Annotated in this window: 17 protein-coding genes; 6 read left to right on the forward strand and 11 right to left on the reverse strand. The window is 39.1% G+C overall.

The features are described 5' to 3' along the window. Positions 1-159: 159 nt before the first annotated feature. Both HMJ38_RS16920 and HMJ38_RS16925 read right to left on the reverse strand, forming a co-directional pair. A complete protein-coding gene (locus HMJ38_RS16920) occupies positions 160-417 on the reverse strand; it encodes a YtxH domain-containing protein (protein WP_194975610.1) in 258 nt (85 codons plus the stop codon). A gap of 490 nt (positions 418-907) precedes the next feature. Beyond that, positions 908-1,987, reverse strand: a complete 1,080-nt coding sequence (locus tag HMJ38_RS16925) for a DUF1573 domain-containing protein (protein WP_228780109.1) — start codon at positions 1,985-1,987, stop codon at positions 908-910. 83 nt (positions 1,988-2,070) lie between these two features. Between HMJ38_RS16925 and trpS the strand changes: the two genes are divergently transcribed. Further along, positions 2,071-3,045, forward strand: a complete 975-nt coding sequence (gene trpS, locus HMJ38_RS16930; RefSeq protein ID WP_194975612.1) for a tryptophan--tRNA ligase — start codon at positions 2,071-2,073, stop codon at positions 3,043-3,045. 474 nt (positions 3,046-3,519) lie between these two features. Here trpS and HMJ38_RS16935 read toward each other — a convergent pair whose 3' ends face one another. Next, positions 3,520-3,690, reverse strand: coding sequence for a hypothetical protein (locus tag HMJ38_RS16935; protein ID WP_194975613.1), 171 nt, complete (start codon positions 3,688-3,690; stop codon positions 3,520-3,522). A gap of 147 nt (positions 3,691-3,837) precedes the next feature. On the opposite strand from HMJ38_RS16935, the gene tnpA reads away from it, so the two are divergent. Continuing rightward, positions 3,838-4,290 (forward strand): IS200/IS605 family transposase, encoded by a 453-nt coding sequence (tnpA, locus tag HMJ38_RS16940; RefSeq protein WP_194975614.1) that lies wholly within the window; start codon positions 3,838-3,840, stop codon positions 4,288-4,290. Positions 4,291-4,584: 294 nt separating this feature from the next. Here the strand turns inward: tnpA and HMJ38_RS16945 are convergent, their stop codons facing one another. Next, positions 4,585-5,010, reverse strand: a complete 426-nt coding sequence (locus tag HMJ38_RS16945; protein ID WP_194975615.1) for a hypothetical protein — start codon at positions 5,008-5,010, stop codon at positions 4,585-4,587. A 168-nt stretch (positions 5,011-5,178) separates the two neighbouring features. Between HMJ38_RS16945 and HMJ38_RS16950 the strand changes: the two genes are divergently transcribed. Beyond that, entirely contained in the window at positions 5,179-5,613 is a 435-nt protein-coding gene (locus HMJ38_RS16950) for a DUF6526 family protein (protein WP_194975616.1), read from the forward strand. Between the two features lie 34 nt (positions 5,614-5,647). Further along, the gene (locus HMJ38_RS16955; protein WP_194975675.1) at positions 5,648-6,013 is read left to right on the forward strand and encodes a nuclear transport factor 2 family protein; all 366 of its coding nucleotides are present in this window, start codon (positions 5,648-5,650) and stop codon (positions 6,011-6,013) included. Positions 6,014-6,675: 662 nt separating this feature from the next. Here HMJ38_RS16955 and HMJ38_RS16960 read toward each other — a convergent pair. Then, positions 6,676-8,028, reverse strand: a complete 1,353-nt coding sequence (locus HMJ38_RS16960) for an AGE family epimerase/isomerase (protein ID WP_194975617.1) — start codon at positions 8,026-8,028, stop codon at positions 6,676-6,678. Positions 8,029-8,208: 180 nt separating this feature from the next. Between HMJ38_RS16960 and HMJ38_RS16965 the strand changes: the two genes are divergently transcribed. Further along, entirely contained in the window at positions 8,209-8,823 is a 615-nt protein-coding gene (locus HMJ38_RS16965; RefSeq protein WP_194975618.1) for an outer membrane beta-barrel protein, read from the forward strand. Next, on the forward strand, positions 8,804-9,364 hold the full coding sequence (locus HMJ38_RS16970; protein ID WP_194975619.1) for a hypothetical protein: 561 nt from the start codon (positions 8,804-8,806) through the stop codon (positions 9,362-9,364). Before HMJ38_RS16965 ends, HMJ38_RS16970 begins: the two co-directional genes overlap by 20 nt. A 52-nt stretch (positions 9,365-9,416) precedes the next feature. On the opposite strand, the gene HMJ38_RS16975 is transcribed toward HMJ38_RS16970, so the two are convergent. From HMJ38_RS16975 to HMJ38_RS17000, 6 genes are all read right to left on the reverse strand, one after another. Then, complete coding sequence (locus HMJ38_RS16975; RefSeq protein ID WP_194975620.1) at positions 9,417-11,015, reverse strand: GMC family oxidoreductase; 1,599 nt, start codon at positions 11,013-11,015, stop codon at positions 9,417-9,419. Between the two features lie 338 nt (positions 11,016-11,353). Then, positions 11,354-13,036, reverse strand: a complete 1,683-nt coding sequence (locus HMJ38_RS16980; RefSeq protein WP_194975621.1) for an AMP-binding protein — start codon at positions 13,034-13,036, stop codon at positions 11,354-11,356. A gap of 435 nt (positions 13,037-13,471) precedes the next feature. Next, positions 13,472-14,629: an acyl-CoA dehydrogenase family protein gene (locus HMJ38_RS16985; RefSeq protein ID WP_194975622.1), complete on the reverse strand. Its 1,158-nt coding sequence runs from the start codon at positions 14,627-14,629 to the stop codon at positions 13,472-13,474. 401 nt (positions 14,630-15,030) lie between these two features. Next, on the reverse strand, positions 15,031-16,566 hold the full coding sequence (locus HMJ38_RS16990) for a M20/M25/M40 family metallo-hydrolase (RefSeq protein WP_194975623.1): 1,536 nt from the start codon (positions 16,564-16,566) through the stop codon (positions 15,031-15,033). A gap of 152 nt (positions 16,567-16,718) precedes the next feature. Beyond that, a complete protein-coding gene (locus tag HMJ38_RS16995; protein ID WP_194975624.1) occupies positions 16,719-17,306 on the reverse strand; it encodes a DUF3244 domain-containing protein in 588 nt (195 codons plus the stop codon). Positions 17,307-17,688: 382 nt separating this feature from the next. After that, entirely contained in the window at positions 17,689-18,204 is a 516-nt protein-coding gene (locus tag HMJ38_RS17000) for an acyl-CoA thioesterase (RefSeq protein ID WP_194975625.1), read from the reverse strand. Positions 18,205-18,289 lie beyond the last annotated feature (85 nt).

The raw sequence follows: 18,289 nt of genomic DNA on the forward strand, positions 1-18,289 counted from the left end.
ATACCCCTCCGACCGAAGTCAGAGAGGGATAATTGTAATCAACACCATTAGATTAATCTTTAACCAATCGCTTGGTCATGATCTACAGTTTTCAAGATTTTGATATACCAACAAAAAAAGGGAGACGCTCGCCTCCCTTCTTTCCATTAAAGGTAAATCTTACTTCGATACCTTTTCCACTTCTGCCTTGGCTTTTTTGGCCAATTTATCGACCTCATCACTGACGTCAGATACTTTTTTGGTTAAAGTGTCAAAGAAGGTATTTAGTTTGCTAGTGGCATCATCAAGATACTCTCCGCTCTTTTTAGAAATTTTCTTTCTGGTCACTTCACCTTTTTCAGGTGCTACCAATATTCCAATTTGTACGCCAATAGCGGCGCCAACTAATGCTCCTAAAACAAATTTTGTTGAACTCATAGATCTAGTTTTTTAAGGTTAGAAAATATTAAAAGATATTTTTGTTGAATATTCTATATTTAATCAATAATCAATCCAAAATATTCAACAGGTCTATATTAAGTTACGAAATTGGAGTTTTGTTGTTGTGAGAATTGGAGATTAAGAATTAAGATATAAGACTTAAGACAAAAGATTCAAGACTGTACATCTTGATTTATTGAAGACTTAGAAAAGCAACGGGAGAGAAGATGCGACAAGAATGATAAGAGATGGTAAAGTTCTGGATTTAAATTCGTTACCATCACACTTTTGTGCTTATAGCCCTGGTAAATCCTCTACAGCAAAAAATGTTTTACCTCAGCGGGATAATAAAAAACTGATAATCCTATTTCTCGACACTATGTACCTGACAACTAAAGTATTGAAGATTCAGTGGATATAGCTGACAACTCGACAACCTTGTGCTTTTTTAACTGACAGTCTGACAATCTTCAAAACTCCTTGTTCCCTATTTTACTGAACTCTTCACAACAATAGTCCTGACAGGGTTTAAAGGGTCATTGCTGAAAATGGAGATATGTTTGTGATCTATGCCTTTTCTACCTTTGGGATCAAAAGTAAATTTCAGGTCTGTTCTCTCTCCAGGTTCCAGTTGGTCTTTCTCTAAGTCGAGAACCACACAGGAACAGTTGGTCATAATTTTTCTGATCAGTAAAAGTTCTTTACCCATATTGGTAAAAGTGATGGACCTGCTTACCTTAGAATTGGCCGAAATATCCCTCAAATCAATATCTGTTTCAGAAATTCCTAGCTTGGGGACCATGTCTTCCATGCTTTTTGGTACAGGTGAAAAATATTCGTATACTACAGACATCACTCTCAATTCAAGTTCTTGGTCACCTTTCAATTTTAATTGAACCCTTTCATCAAAATAGCCCAAGTCATTTTTTCTTTCACCATCATAGGAGAATATAAGTAAACCCCTTTGACCCGGATTGAGAATTTCGGGCTCCATAGAAACCTGAAGGTAGGAAGGTAGACTATCCTGTACCTTTTGTAGTGAAACTTCCGCCCGCCCAAAATTATGGAATTCTATATATTTTATTTTTGGCTCATTGGTAAAAACATGTCCCATATTAACCGCAGAAAGCTTGAACCCAAGATCACCAATTCTGTGGGGATAAGCCATTTCAATATTTTCCGGAATTGGCATATTGATACCCTCCAAGTAAAGCGTATCACCATAGATATCCTGATTTGTCCTTACAATGATTAATTTTGAAAATTCCCCACCTCTATGGTCAGGGTCAAATTGTACTTTGACAGAAGCAATTCCATCTCTATTCAGGGTATCCTTTGAAAAATCCACTGAAGTACATCCACAATCCGTAATCACATCAGTAATAAAGATCGAATCCTGATGGTTATTGACAGCATAAAACTCGGCCTGAACAGGTCCTTTTTCTTCTAAAACAGCCCCAATATCAATTTTCTTTTGATCCCATGCCAGGGTTTTTCTGTCAAGTGTTTGAGCACCAAGTGGTAAGCTTAATAGTCCCGAAAAGGATACGATAAGACTTAAAAACATACAATTCTTCATACGGGCAAATAACGTCAAAAATCAAGCGAATTGTACTTGGAATTATTTATTTTGCGCCAAATTTTAAAATAATGGCAAGAATTCTGACAGGTATTCAAAGTTCAGGCAAACCTCATTTGGGAAATATCCTTGGTGCCATAGCACCTGCAGTGGAATTAACCAAAAAAGAAGAAAATGAATCATTTATCTTTATTGCGGACCTTCATTCTTTGACATCTATCAAAGATGGGGAGCAAAGGAAAGAAAATACTTTAGCGGTAGCAGCTGCATGGCTTGCATTTGGATTGGATATTGAGAGAACAGTTTTTTACAGACAATCTATGATTCCTGAGGTAACAGAACTAACCTGGTATTTGAGTTGCTTTACCCCCTACCCGATGCTGGCCAATGCCCATAGCTTTAAGGATAAATCAGATCGCTTGGCAGATGTCAATGCCGGTCTGTTTATCTATCCTGTTTTAATGGCTTGCGATATTCTATTATATAGTGCTGATATTGTGCCTGTTGGAAAGGATCAGTTACAGCATCTTGAAATGGCACGAGACATTGCGACCTCATTCAACCATAAGATGGAAGCGGATATTCTGACCATTCCTGAACCAAGGATCTCTGAATCTGTCATGACCATTCCAGGTACTGATGGCCAAAAAATGAGTAAGTCATACAATAACTATATTGATATTTTCTTACCTGAAAAGGAATTGAAAAAGAACATCAATAGTATTATTACAGATAGCACACCTTTGGAAGAACCCAAAGATCCTGATACTTGCAATGTCTTCAAGTTGTACTCCCTTGTAGCAAATGAACAACAAACTGCACAACTAAGAGCTAAATATCTTGCCGGAAATTTCGGTTATGGTCATGCAAAAAAAGAGTTTATGGACCTCATTCTCGCTAAATATTCCGAAGAAAGAAAGTTGTACGATCATTTCATGAACAATCCAAAGGAATTGGCAGCAAAACTGGAAGCAGGGGAAGCCCGGGCTAGGGCCATCTCAAAAGATATTTTGGGGAAAGTCAGGGGGAAATTGGGGTTCAATTAATTGATTATTCTAGCCTTTCAGGGCTAAGAATATAAACCACTGCCTAAATAATATTCAATTACCTAAATTTAACTCAGAACCAAGGCCTGAAAGGCCTGCATGACAAAGGGATGGGCAGCGCCCATTCTTACAAGGACAACTATTAAACCTTATTCCCGGGCCTGAAGGGCACGGATATCTAAAACTGTACGGAATCCGGTAAATCTTTATCCCAGCCTTTCAGGCCTGGTAATCTACCTCTTGACCTTTCATTAAACGTTGGGCTTTACCCAACGCTTTGATATGTCGCCTCCCGATGCTCGGGACAGGCTTTTCAGGGCTAAGAATTTAAACCACTGCCTAAATAATATTCAATTCCCCAAATTTAACTCAGAACCAAGGCCTGAAAGGCATTAATAACGAGGGAATGGGCAGCGCCCATTCTTACAAGGACAACTATTAAACCTTATTCCCGGGCCTGAAGGGCACGGATATTTAAAACTGTACGGAATCCGGTAAATCATTATCCCAGCCTTTCAGGCCTGGTAATCTACCTGTTGAACTTTCATTAAACGTTGGGCTGTACCCAACGCTTTGATATCCCGCCCTTTCAGGGCTGAAATAAGAGATAGTTAATTGTAAACCATCCACTTTTTCGATTGACATGAAATCATGGGCCTGAAAGGCCTAAATCGAATTTAACCGTTTAATTTCCACTTCAAACTTTCGTTCCCCGTTTTCTTCCATTAATTTCATTTTCAGGTTTTTACTTCTTGAAAAAACCTTCTTTTAAAACTTTTAAATGAATTAGTTATGGGACAGTCACATGCAAAAAACTATCTGCATATCATTTTCAGCACCAAAAACAGAGAACCATTTATTTTACCGGAATATGAAGATGCCCTTTTCCGGTATTTAGGAGGAATATGTAGAAATAATGAATCCCCATCTTTGATAATTGGAGGATATCTGGATCATATTCATGTGCTTTGTCTTCTTTCCAAAAAGCTACCACTCATTAAGTTGGTTGAAAATCTCAAAACGGAGTCTTCCAAATGGATGAAAACTCAATCTGATAGCTTAAAGAAATTTTATTGGCAGGATGGATATGGTGCATTTTCCGTAAGTCCAGCACAGATAGATATAGTGCGGAAATATATTGAATATCAAAAGCAACATCATCAAAAAAAAACATTCCAAGATGAGTTTAGGGCATTTTTAAAAAAATACAAAGTTGACTATGATGAGAGGTATGTTTGGGATTGATGGTTTTTATGTAATTTATTTTTATCCCAGCCTTTCAGGCCTGGTAATCTACCTGTTGACCTTTTATTAAACGTCGGGCTGCACCCAACGCTTTGAAATATCACCTCCCGATGCTCGGGACAGGCTATTCAGGGCTGATAGGTGTAAATCTTATGCTAATTACAATACGCCTTTTTTAACTGTATGCAGACCTGTCTAAAGTAAAACAGTTTCACAAGTTATCAGGAATATTCCAAAAAGAGGGAAAATTGCTGAATACCCTCAATACCCTCAAAAATCAAACAGTATAAAAACCTACCCTCTCGCCACCCAAAGGTCTTTCATAGACTTCCCGTTGATTCTTAAAACAAACCTTGTAGGATTAGGGATAATGACCAATCTTACATCCATTTTGTCAAACTGCTCTGATTCAATGGGTACGCCCTCACTTCCTTTGACTTCATAAGTAACTTTACCAAAAGCATCAGGTTTCATGGGATGGTAGACATTGGCAAGGTAAGCTGAGGGTAAAAGCACCTCATTGTCAGACTTCAATTGAACATAAATCTTTTCCAAGGCTGACTCCAATTCGTCTCCGAAATCCTCATTGAAGTCATCCTCCAAATCATGAAGTTCTTCTTCAATATCATCATATGATTCATCTGAATAGGGTATTTGGCTGAGAGCTATTCTTTTTTCAACGATTGTCGTTAGGTCAGCATCAAGTTTTTTGAAATCCATGAGTCTTATTTGATTAAAACACGAAGGTATTAATTATGGTCAGGCTTTCCAAAAAGACCAAACCGTAATCTTATTTAAAAAATAATGTCTGAATTCACCATCAATTTTGATATTTGAAACCTTTAAGGCTAAATTTCTGACAAAATCATCTTTTATACTTTATTTGTTATGCAAAATTACAAAAACCACACCCGCTATTTTCCCTTACACCATTTTGTAGTGACTCCCTTGACTTTGATCATTATGGCCTGGTCCTTGGTTAACCTTTTTACGGTTTGGGGCACTGAAGAATTATCCCAAGCATGGTATTTTTTGGCCATAGCATTTGTATTGTTACTCTTACCGGTAATTGCCAGAATATACGCGCTCAAATCCCAGGATAGGATTATTCGATTGGAAATGAGGCAAAGGTATTTCGAGTTAACTGGTAAATCGTTTTTGAAACTTGAAAATAAACTAAGGCTTTCACAAATCATTGCGTTGAGATTTGCCGGTGATGAAGAGTTGTTGCCATTAATGGATAAAGCCATCAAGGATAAATTAAAATCCAAAGAAATCAAAAAATCAATCAAAAACTGGCAGGAGGACACAAGACGTGTATAAATACATTCTATTAATAATAATCGCATTGCCGAGTATGCATGCATCCGCCCAAAATGAAATTGAAATCATTGCTGAGAAATTGGCACAGGAACAACTGGATGCTTATAATAATCGGGACATAGAGGCCTTTGTGCTGCCCTATGCAGAAAATGTAAAGGTATTCAATTTCCCCTCTGAGTTGCTCTATGAAGGCCGGGAAAAAATGTATGATCTGTATGGAAGGATGTTTGCCCGTACCCCGGATCTCTATTGCAAATTGGTCAATAGAATGGTCATGGGCAACACAGTCATCGACCAAGAAGAAGTCACCATCACCAAAAATGAACCTCCCATGCGGGCCATCGCCATTTACAAGATAGTAGATGGCAAAATAGCTGAAGTTTATTTTGTGAGGGAGTGAAATATGAGGTTTTCCTGACTCTTCCCGAAGCTTCTTGGAGTTGGTGTGAAAGCATTTTTTATCTTTTGTCCTACTATTGGGATCTAGGTGACTTGCATAAGCACTTGTTTTGGAATACAGAAATGGATTCAAATCTGCAAAGGTTTTTTTTGACATATCCAGTCTCCAACATTTTTAAAATGTTTAGAATAGGGTATGACAATTGTTTTCACGCAGTGTCCGTTGCGAATTCGCTGCGAGTGCTGCGTGAAACATTTAACGAGTCATTGGTAGTTTTTAAAATTTGGCATTTACAGAAAGGAAATGACATCAAAGGGGCAGCAGACCTCTCCTTACGTCGAGGTGACAAGGCAAAGTTTTATTATAGATTTAATGCTATTTGTAGGACTAAACCCTCGATTTCAAATTCTGTCATTGGTAGTTATGAAAATTAGCATTTACAGAAAAGGTTGTGACATCTAGGTGGGCTGCAGACCTCTCCTGACGTCGAGGTGACAAGGCAAAGTTAATTTCAATTTTACACATTTTGACAGGTCAATACGTATCAACACGTCCTAAATTAACTTAACACTCTAACTCATTTACCTTCAATACTCAGCGGTGCTTCAAAGGTCAATCGGACCCAAGTCTCAAGTCTTTTGTCTCACGTCTCATGTCTAAAATTACCAACTCCTCAACCTATCAATACATCCCTGCATGGCCCTGAATTGATGGTAATTGGCTTTCCAGACATGTCCCTTATCGCCTGTTTTTAATTGCGGCTGCTTGTCCAATCCTCCTGCAAACCAATCGCCATGCTCATGATCAATGAGATAATCCTGATTGTATTGCCATAGTGCCTCAAACTTTCCAAAATAATCCCAAGGATCATCCGGAAAAAGTTCTGCCATCATCAGTAGGGTGTTCATGCCCTCTGACTGCGCCCACCAGTTTTTTGAGTCTTTGATTATTCTTGGCTTTTCTTCTCCGGGAAAATAGTATCCCTCATCAAAAAAACCGGCCTTATCCTTGTCCCAACCATGTTCCAAGGCGTGATCCACCATTTTCTTTGCGATGGTCAAAGTGACCTCATCATTTTCCCAACCTAGTACATGAGAACTTTCCAAAATTAAATAGGCAGTTTCCACATCGTGCCCATAGGACACATGGTCAAGGCTTTTATGTTTCATAATTTCCGCTTCACCTTGATCCTGAAAGGATACAGGAGTCCAATCAGGCTGTAAAAACAATACCAAGGACCCTTTTTCATTGACAATGGTATCCCTGACCAACAAAAGCATTTCCTCTAAGCGTTCTTTGAGCAAAGGATCTTTCCAAACTTCGTACAATTCCGTCAAGGCTTCCAACAAATGAATGGAACTGTTCTGATCCTTATATCCCAAATCCGAGGTGGAGGGGGTATCAGCAGGCCGGATAATGGGAGTACCGTCTTGGGCAAGATGCTGAAAATAACCTTTATGTACCGGGTCATGGCTTTTTTCTTCCAACCAATGAAAAGCCTTGATAACCAGGTCAAGACCAGCAGAATCTCCCGTTGCTCCGAAATAAGCAGCAAGCGCATATATACCAAAACTATTGCCATAGGCAGTTTTAAAGGGAGACTTTTCCAATAAAGGTTGACCTGACCTACTGACCAATTGGTAAAAACCACCGTGTTCATGGTCCCACATTTTATCCCTCAAAAATTCAAATCCATGTTTTGCTCCTTCCTTATAATGGGCTTCTTCTGGATACCTTTTGGCAGCTTTGGAGTTGGACCAAAGGTGACGTGCCTGGGTGACTATCATCTTTTCCTGACTGTTGTCCTTGATCTGAAAATCAGGGGTAAAATTGCTGAAATAGCCTCCTGAATCCAGGTCAATGGCTTTGGGATACCAAGTTCCCAAAAGGTTCTCTTTTAGGGATTTTTCCATTTGGTCGGCAATCTCAGCATAATTGATTGTTGACACCTCCTTTTCTTGACAAGACAGGAATGATAAAAGGAATGATGAAAGCAAAATTGTTTTTAAATTCATAGGTTAAGAATTTTGGGTCAGCTTAAATTTAGCAGAAAAATAAATCAGAAGTTTACCTTTAATAAAAATTATCAGACTATATTGTTAGGCAAATTTATAATTAGAATATGTCCACAATTACATTTATCCTTGGGACACTTTTCAACCAACTCTCGTCTCCTCATAATTGAAGAAATTATTATGAATAAAAAAACTTCACTTTTAACAATAGTCTTTTCTTTATTGGCTTTTTCACAAATCTACGGGCAGGTCGGATTGATGGTGGGACCAAATTATTCAAATGTCAGGCACAATGGCATTCTTGAAAATTCCAGAGGGAAATTAAATTTTCACTATGGGGTCATTTTGGCTTTCCATCCTTTTGCCAACACGCCTGAACTCAGTTTCAAGACTGACCTGATGGTACTCACCAAAGGCTACCAACAAAACCTTTCAGGTGAAGATTTTAATCTCAACCTCAGTTTCTTATCATTTGCACCTATGGTTCGATATGAACTATCAGAAGGATTCCATGTTCATACCGGAATTGAATTGAATATACTCGCAGGTTCAAATGTAAACGAAGGATTGCAGACTTATCGAAATTCCGAAAGGGCAGTTTTTCTCGGTTTAGATCTGTTTTCAGATAAATTCCTCTCCATATTCACCCGGGCATCCTTTGGACTAAGTCCTATGTTGGATTATTATGAGATCCATCCCATCGATGGGATCCAAGGTCAATTGCGGGACATTTATACTACAACTGTACTTATCGGCATCCAATTAAATATTTACAATGAAAAAATCAGGTTTTAAAATGGTATTAAATACCAGCTTGATGGTGTTTATGTTGGTGTCCTGCGAAACATTTGTTCCGGATCCGATCGACCCCAGATTGCCTATCTATTCTGAAATCGGTAGAAATATAGCAGGTGTAAAGGTCGGAAATCAGTTTTTTAATAATGACATAAGACCTTTGTATTTATTTTGCTGTGCAAGTGAACGACAATACTTTGATGAAAATCATACCCAGTTGGTATTAGATATCAATGTCTGGAATCAAAGTCAAAATCTAAGGTTCGTTTTTGAACTGAATGGGCTTACGGATGAGGATTGGGATGACATGGAAAAGGGATTTGGCAAAAAATTCGTTTTTAATGAAACAAACAAAGTCACTTTATCAGAATTGGAAAAAGAGGATTTCGTTTCCGTTCCCTTCGAAGGTCAGATCACTGTCAAGTTGCTTAAGAATGAAAAGATTGTTTCCGGCACATTTGGTTTTAAAGCCAGAGATTCTTCAGATAGAGAAATCTTGGTTACTTTCGGAAGGTATGATTATAGCTATTACAGCTTTTGAAAAACTTCCAATTTTGATCATATAATGCTTTCCTATAATACTGAAAGTTAATCTATCCCTTTAATATCAGATCTGAAGCCTTCTCCCCTATCATAATACAAGCGGCATTGGTATTTCCCGAAATGATGGTCGGCATGATGGAGGCATCAGCAACCCGAAGGCCTTTGATTCCTTTAACCTTAAGCTCATTATCCACTACTGCCATTTCATCAAGTCCCATCTTGCAGGTGCCAACAGGATGATAAAGGGTTTCAAGACTTTTTTTGATATGGTCTTCAAGGTTTTTTGTATCAAAACCGATCGGAAGAAATATTTCACCTTCTTGATATTTTTTCAATGGCTCAGCATCCATCACTTTCTTTGCCAAATGCATTCCTTTTACCAATCTTTCAAAATCCCGATTATCAGAAAAAAAGTTGGGCTGAATCAAAGGTGCATCCATTGGATTTGCTGATTTCAAACCTATAAATCCTTTACTCTCAGGTCGGATAAGGATAACCATAATACTGAAACCACTTTTTGTCGGATAGGTATCGAGGTTATAGATATCAGTGCTATAGTCCCCTGAAATAGCACTGGGAACAAAATGAAACTGTAAATCCGGCCTGTCCCTTCCTTCTTCAGAAGCCAAAAAAGCATTGGCTGTTAAAGGACTGTTTCCAAACGGTCCTTTTTTGAATAAAAAGTGGTTCAGAAGACCTTTGACCTGAGAGAGCGGTTTAATCTCTTCATTATTGGTTTTGATGGAAGACCAAGTACTCACACCAGACCAAACATGGTCAATCAAATTTTGTCCTACACCAGGGAGATGATAAACTGACGGGATTCCAAACTTTGATAAATAATCTTTATTTCCTATTCCCGAAAGCATCAGAATTTGGGGAGATTGTATTGCCCCTACACTCAAAATTACTTCTTTGTTGCAATGATAAGTTTGACTACTACCTTTTTTATCGATTGTCTCCACTCCTTTGGCAACCCCATTTTCCACCAAAATTTTCGACACCTGCGTACCTGTTTTAACCGTAAGGTTTTCCCTTTTCAAAACTGGCTTTAAAAAGGCAGTAGCTGTACTTTGGCGAACGTTATTTTTGATCGTGAACTGAAGCATGGAAGCTCCAAACTGCGTTGCTGCATTGTACTCTTCATTATGTGGAATACCAGCTGACTCGCAAGCTTCAATGAAACAGTGTCCCAAGGAATGCGGTTGACGGGAATAAGATACATGAAGGGGTCCTTTCTCGCCATAATACCTCCCCTTAAAATCTTCATTATGTTCTGACTTATTGAAATAAGGAAGCACCTTTTCATAAGACCAACCTTTATTGCCCAAAGCTTCCCATTCATCAAAATCCAACCTATTACCCCTGACATAGGCCATAGCATTGGTACTGCTGCTGCCACCTAGGGTTTTGCCACGCGGGATAAAAATTTTTCTTCCGTCCAGATGTTTTTGTGGTTCTGTCCAAAAAGCCCAATCCACTTCAGACCTGTGCAATTTGGTGTATCCGCCCGGAATAGCAATCTCCATTTTCTTGTCAGGCCCCCCGGCTTCCACCAAAAGGATGGTATTTTTTGGATCCTCGGATAAGCGATTGGCCAAAACACATCCTGCTGAACCAGCACCAATTATGATGTAATCATATATCATATTTTAAATGATTATAGGTTGAAATCGAAACGAAGTGAAGGTCCCGAGAGCGAGATTGATCGGGGATATTTGGTTGATATTAATTGATATTAGAGGATATTGATGGATACTCCTAGATATTGAATCAGGTGGAAATCAAATGAGAGCAGAGCTCTAAAGAGCTTCATCGATTTGGGAGAAAGAAATTTACCAGCTCTATTTTTTTTATGAAAGAAATGCTGAAAACTAAGAAATTTTTCAATATTCCAATCTTCCAATCTCAATATAAACCAACCTCAATGATTGCCCCTTTTTAAAAGAATGCCGGTGGGAATCCGGCACTCCCTATCTTTTATATATCAACGAGCAACTGTCTTTTCGTGCATTTCTTTTATTTTTCGTCTTAGAATTTTCCCCACATTTGTTTTGGGCAATTCATCGGCAAAATACACCTCTCTTGGCACTTTGTAGCTTGTCAACTGTTCCCTGCAATGGGCAATCAGTTCTTCAGGAGTGAGCGATTTGTCTTTAGAAACCACATAGGCAACTACCTTTTCGGTGGATTTATCATCGGGCATACCTATGACGCCTGTTTCCAATACTTTGGGATGCATGGCAATGGCGTTCTCCACCTCATTGGGATAGACATTGAATCCTGAAACGAGAATCATTTCTTTTTTCCTGTCCACAATTTTCACAAATCCATCTTTGTCAATCACAGCAATATCCCCGGTCTTGAACCAATCTCCATCCATCACCTTGGCGGTTTCGTCAGGTCTATTCCAGTATCCTTTCATCACCTGAGGACCTTTGATACAAATCTCGCCTTTTTCACCAACTTGAACATCTTTCCCATCATCATCAATGATTTTGACATCCGTATTGGGGAGAGGAATTCCGATTGTTCCAATTCTTTCAGTTCCATCTATTGCATTACAGGTTGCTACCGGAGAGGTTTCTGTCAAACCATAGCCTTCAGCCAATGGCACGCCGGTGATTTTCTGCCATTTTTCTGCTGTGGCCTGCTGCACTGCCATCCCCCCACCAACTGCAACTTTCAGAGAGGAAAAATCCAATTTGGAAAAAGCTTCATTGTTCATCAATCCATTGAACAATGTATTGACTCCTGTAATAACTGTGAATTTATGTTTACCTAATTCTTTGATAAAGCCAGGCATATCTCTTGGATTGGTTATCAATACATTATGGGCACCAATTTTCATCATCGCAAGACAGTTGACCGTCAATGCAAAAATGTGATAAAGTGGCAAAGCAGTTATTACAATTTCTTCTTTTTCTTTCAATTTAGGCTTCATCCATTCGGAGATCTGCTGCATATTGGCCACGATATTGGCATGGGTCAATTCAGCACCTTTGGAAACCCCCGTGGTTCCTCCTGTATATTGTAAAAAAGCAGGATCTTCCAAAGTCATCTCCTCCCTTTTATAGGGTTTGGAAGCGCCTCTTAACATGACCTTTTTCCAAGTTATGGCCCTGGGAAGGTGGTAGGCTGGAACCATTTTTTTCACATGTTTCACTACAAGGTTCACAATTGTACCTTTCAAGCCTCCAAGCATATCTCCCAATTCGGTAACAATCACATGCTGGGCTTTGATCTCCTGTCTGATTTTTTCAAGGTTAGAGGCAAAATTTGCAAGTATGACAATTGCATCTGCACCTGCATCTTCGAACTGATGCTTCATTTCCCTTGGAGTATAAAGTGGATTGGCATTGACTACGACCATTCCTGCTCTCAGGACACCAAACATAACTACTGGATATTGAAGGCAGTTTGGCATCTGTATGGCTACCCTGTCCCCTTTTTTCATATTGAGTTCATGCTGTAGGTAGGATGCAAAATGTTGGGAAAGCCGATCAACATCATTAAAAGTGATGGTTTTTCCCATACATTCATAGGCTATGGCGTCTCCGTATTTCCGGACACTTTCCTCAAAAAGATTGACTACAGAACTATAAGCTTTAACATTAATTTCAGTTTCTACTCCTTCAGGGTAAAACTTGAACCAAGGGAAATTATGCATAGAGGATTATTTATTTTGGGTTTGAAATAATTTAGGGCCTGCCTGCCGGCAGGTTTTTAATCTAAAATTTAAGATCACTAAATATAAAAGAATAATGCATTTTAAAAAAGTTGGGATAAGGAAGTTTACAGTCGCAGTGGGCAGTTTTCAGTAGGCTGCAGAGGGTAGCAGGCTTTTTGGGTATTAGGCAGTTTGGAACAATCGCCGTGTGACAGTCAGTATGCAGTGAGCTGCCACCGGACAAGTCGCATGAACAAGGAATCAAGAATAAAATCGTTCGGGATCTACGCACCGCTGCGATTTCAATATCAACAAGTATCCTCTAATATCGCATCAATTTCTTGAATTTAAATCACTTTCGGTATCTACACCATTCTCCGGTTTCTATTTTATTTCAGGGGTTTTAAAAATCATAATTTTAAAATTTAATCTAAATCACCCCAATATCTTCCTGGCAATCAATTCCTTCATAATCTCATTGGTGCCCGCATAAATCCGCTGTACCCTTGCATCTGCAAAAGCCCTGGCTACAGCATAATCCCACATATAGCCATAGCCGCCGTGAAGTTGCACACATTCATCAGAAACATTGCATTGAAGTTCGGACATGAGGTATTTTGCCGAAGAGGCCATTGCCCCATCTACTTTCTTGTCATTGTGCAACATCACCAAGTGATCCACATAGATTCTACCCTGCTCCAATTTAGCTCCCATTTCAGCCAATTTGAAGCGGGTATTCTGGAAATCAGAAACCATTTTCCCAAATGCTGCCCTGTTTTTGACATATTCTATGGTGGATAAAAAAGTCGATTCTGCCAATGCCACAGCAGCCAATGCTACGATCAACCTTTCCTGGGCCAATTCAGTCATCAGGTATTTGAACCCTTCTCCTACTTTGCCCAAGAGATTTTCTTTTGGCACCTTCACGTCTTCGAAAAACAATTCACAGGTATCCTGTGCATGGAGACCTACTTTTTCAAATGGCACTCCTTTGGAAAAACCATCCATATCCTTGTCCACAATAAACAAGCTGATTCCTTTCGCTCCTTTGGTAGGGTCGGTCTTAGCGGCAACCACTGCAATATCACAGAGGAAGCCATTGGTGATAAAAGTCTTTGATCCATTGATCAGATAGTGGTCTCCTTTATCTTCTGCTGTCGACCTGATCGCTTGAAGATCTGAACCTGCTCCGGGTTCTGTCATGGCTATGGCACCTATCAAATCCCCGCTGACCATACCTGGTATGTATTTGGATTTGGCTGCTTCAGTTCCGTAATGTTGGATATAAGGAAAAACGATATCACTGTGCAGTGGATAACCTATCGCCGGTCCGGAACAACCTGAAAGCCCTAGTTCTTCGATGAAAATGGCATTGAACCTGAAATCCTGAATTCCCATACCTCCATAGGTTTCTGATGCCTGAAGACAGAGGAATCCATTGTCGCCGAGTTTTTTCCATGATTCTCTGCTCACCATTTTGCTTTTTTCCCAATCGGCATTGTTGGGAATAATTTCCTTAGCAATAAAATCCCTTACGGACTGTCGAAAGAGTTCATGCTCTTCGTTAAAAATCGTTCTTGTAACTTGATACATTGTATATTTGGGTTTGTGGGTTTCAAAACAATAATTGGGGAAATAAAATTACAAATCGAATTTATCCTGAAATATACCAATTTTATAAGCAATCTTAAATTTATATTCTGTTTACGGCAGAAATATCCTTTTATGGAAAGGGTATTTATCTAAATTAAATCAATGTCTCTCCTTTATTAACTGATATCAAATACAATCGTTGTCTTCCTTGACAATAAAAAAAGGGGTAGCAAATTCAGCTTCCCCTAATATAATCTTTTTGAATCTTTACGCTTAGCTTCTTCAAACATGATTTTTTAATCTTTATCTATCCCAACATCCGTCATCGGACAACGGACAAAAATTCAATCCATTAATAGAAACGGAAGACAAATCCCAGAAAATATGTCATGAGGACTATATTAATCCCAAGGCTTTCTTGGCAATTTTTCAGGCCTTTGGTCAGTATGGTAAATCATAGAAGCAATGATAACGGCTGCTTGGGTCATGTCACTCAACTGCATCCTTTCATACACATCCATATTGGTATGGTAGCCTTTTCCATAGTCAATGGGATCCTGTATAAACTGAAATCCTGGTACACCCACAGCCTCAAATGCAACGTGGTCAGTTGAACCTGTATTTCTCAAAGTAATGGTTTTGGCACCCATGTCATGAAAAGGCTCAAACCATTTTTCAAAGACAGGGACCAATTGGTCATTTCCTTCCAGGTAAATTCCCCTGATTTTACCTGAACCATTATCCAAATTATAATATGCGGAAATCTTGTCCCATTCCGCCTTTTTTTCTTTGGAATTCCTGTCTGCCACATACTTCTGTACATAACCCCTTGAACCAAAAAGTCCCTGTTCTTCTTCACCCCAAAGCGCAATTCTGATCGTCCTTTTTGGTTGGTAATTCAATGCTTTCAATATCCTGATGGCTTCCATCATCACTGCAACTCCGGCAGCGTTATCATTGCCTCCTGTACCTGCATGCCAACTGTCCAAATGTGCTCCCAACATCACTATTTCAGGTTTCAGGTTCTTGTCTGTTCCCGGGATTTCTGCGAGTACATTGTAACCGCTGTAGTCATCATCCAACCATTCCACTTCTATCTCAGCTTCAATTTTAACTGACTTTCCGTTTTTCAATAACCTATAAATCCTTCCATGGTGTTCCGAGGAGATTTCCATTTCGGGAACAGTTTTATTTTTCTCTTTACTAAAAGAACCTGCCCTTGTGTGGAATACGGTTCCAAAACTCCCCCTCGTTCCGGTAAGTCTCAGTCCTACCTCTTCTTCCAATAAAAAAGCTGTTAGCCTCTGGTCCAAATCTCGCTCCGCTCTCAACTGGGCCAACATCTCCGGAGTATATCTTCCTCCGCCACCGCCTATGTTGATGACTTTTCTATCTTCCAATTCCTGGTCTGTCAATCTCTTGGCCTCTGCTTCAAATGCAGGGTTGTTTGTCAGGTTTGCAGGAGTGATCACCACCTTGCCTTTCAGCTTTCCTTTGTACTTGACAAAATCATCAGCAGTGGAGATTTCCAATAGCATCACCTCAGTATCCAATAATCCCGCTGTCCCATCTGTCCAAGCCTTTGGGTAGCCAATGACCTGGGCATAATATGGCTCTTTCATGGCGATATAGGATTTCTTGACATTCCATCCCCTACCAAAATCCCCATAAGAATCAATCCTCACATTGCTCAATCCCCAATCCCTGAATTTATCCACCGCCCAATTTCTGGCATTCCTAAGGTTGGTAGATCCTGACAACCTTGGTCCGAGGTAATCAGTCAAATGAAACGAAAGGTCCTGAATTTGAGAGTTACCGATACCTTCAGATTTGATTTTGTAAACCATATTGAGGTCTACTTTTTCCTGTGCCATCAAATTGACTGACCACAGCATCAGGGTAATCGTCAATAGCGTAAATTGATTTTTGAATTTCATAAGCTTTGTCTGATCATTAATCATTATTTGGGTTTACTTCTAGAATTGAACATTCAAAAATGTAAAAAAAATCTAGTTGGTTTAGGCCGTTGGTGTAAAAAAAAAGCCCCGAAGCATCAACTCCGGGGCTAAGGTTAAAATAGTGGTTAAGTTTACAGGTAAAGATTTTTGGTTCTTCCAATTTTATCGGTCACTTTGATGGATACATCTTTGGTGGTCAAGTTATCAAGGTGATACACTTTTGAAAAACCTTCTGCCTGATTGATATTTTCGGTGAAAATAGTTCTCCCTTTTTGATCAAAGATCTCTACCTGAACCCCAGGCTCATCCAATCCGATTACCAATAGTTTGAAAGAATCATTGTCAATTACTTTACCATAGGCTACTAAAGGGTATGATGAAATACTCTCTTTAGTTTCTACGGTAAAAATGGCAACATCATGACTTGGTTCTTTGATATTACTTTCAATCATCACCTGATATTCTCCTGCCGGAAGCTGTGATAAATCATAAGGAACCATTACATCATTTGTGACTTTTACAAATTGTTGATGAAGCTTTTTGCCATCACTGTTTAAAATTGCCAGTCTGACTTTTCCAAGACCTTCTCTCAAGGTAATGCTGACCTTCTTTTCCGTTGCTTTTACAGATGAGGTTGTTTTAAAATCTTCATTTGAAGCGTTTGCTAAGGTGGCCACACCTAGTGTAGCGGCCAAAGCGAGTGTGAGTAATTTTTTCATAATTGTAGTTGTTTAAGTTGGTACTCTCCATTATCCATTATCTGTACCAACCAGCATCCACATGCCCATTTGGACATAGGTCAACTGCTATGAAAATTAAATAATTGTTAAAACCCAGATTGCCCCCTAAACCTAAATGAAATAAATAACCCAAAAACCTGTATCACCAAAGTACACTTGATTCCGACATTGTTCAGAAAGCGGACAGGTTTTGGTAAAAACCGCAGATATCCTGATATCTAAAAGGTTGCATCCTTATCCACTTTTTATAAAAATTTAATCTGAATATTTTTTTCAGTAAGATGTGCCAAAAATCTATACCAAAAAAAACCTGTACGCTAGTGTACAGGTTCCGTTCTCTATCGAGCAAGAATGGGCTAAATCAACTTTCCAGCAATTTTGATTTCAGACTTTTCACCCTGTCTTTGATGGTCATGTTTGAAATATCAAGGTTTTCTGAGGTCGCTTTAAGAAACTCCAGGATACTTCCCAAGTGATCTGTGGATTTCCCTTCCTTGAGGGTAACATAGCGCATCGTGGTCCAAAGCACAGTTTTAAGTTCCTTTTTGGTATCGTCGGTCATGTAATATTCGACAACCACCGTATTTTCATTATACCATAGCAACCTGCTCATGATTCTCACCCACTCTCCTACCTGTGCAGGCCTGACATAGGATATGTTGTGGTTATAGACTACCCAGGCAGCTTTGTACTTTTGAATCATGTCAAACATTTCTACGCCATATAATTTGGGGACTTGGTCTTCCCGGGCATTGAAGAAGTAATCAAAATATTTGGCATTATTCAGGTGTCTTAGAGGATCGCAATCCTGAAATCGAATGACTACCCGGCTTTCAGTTTCTTTGGGATAATGTTTGTCTGGATTAAATTCGAACATAGAATTATTGGTTTTTGGTTATACTCATCTTTGCTGCCAGTGACCTAATATGATATTACAATCAGGACGGAAGTCTGAAGACAGA

The organism is Aquiflexum lacus (genome assembly GCF_015476655.1).
GTDB lineage: Bacteria > Bacteroidota > Bacteroidia > Cytophagales > Cyclobacteriaceae > Aquiflexum > Aquiflexum lacus.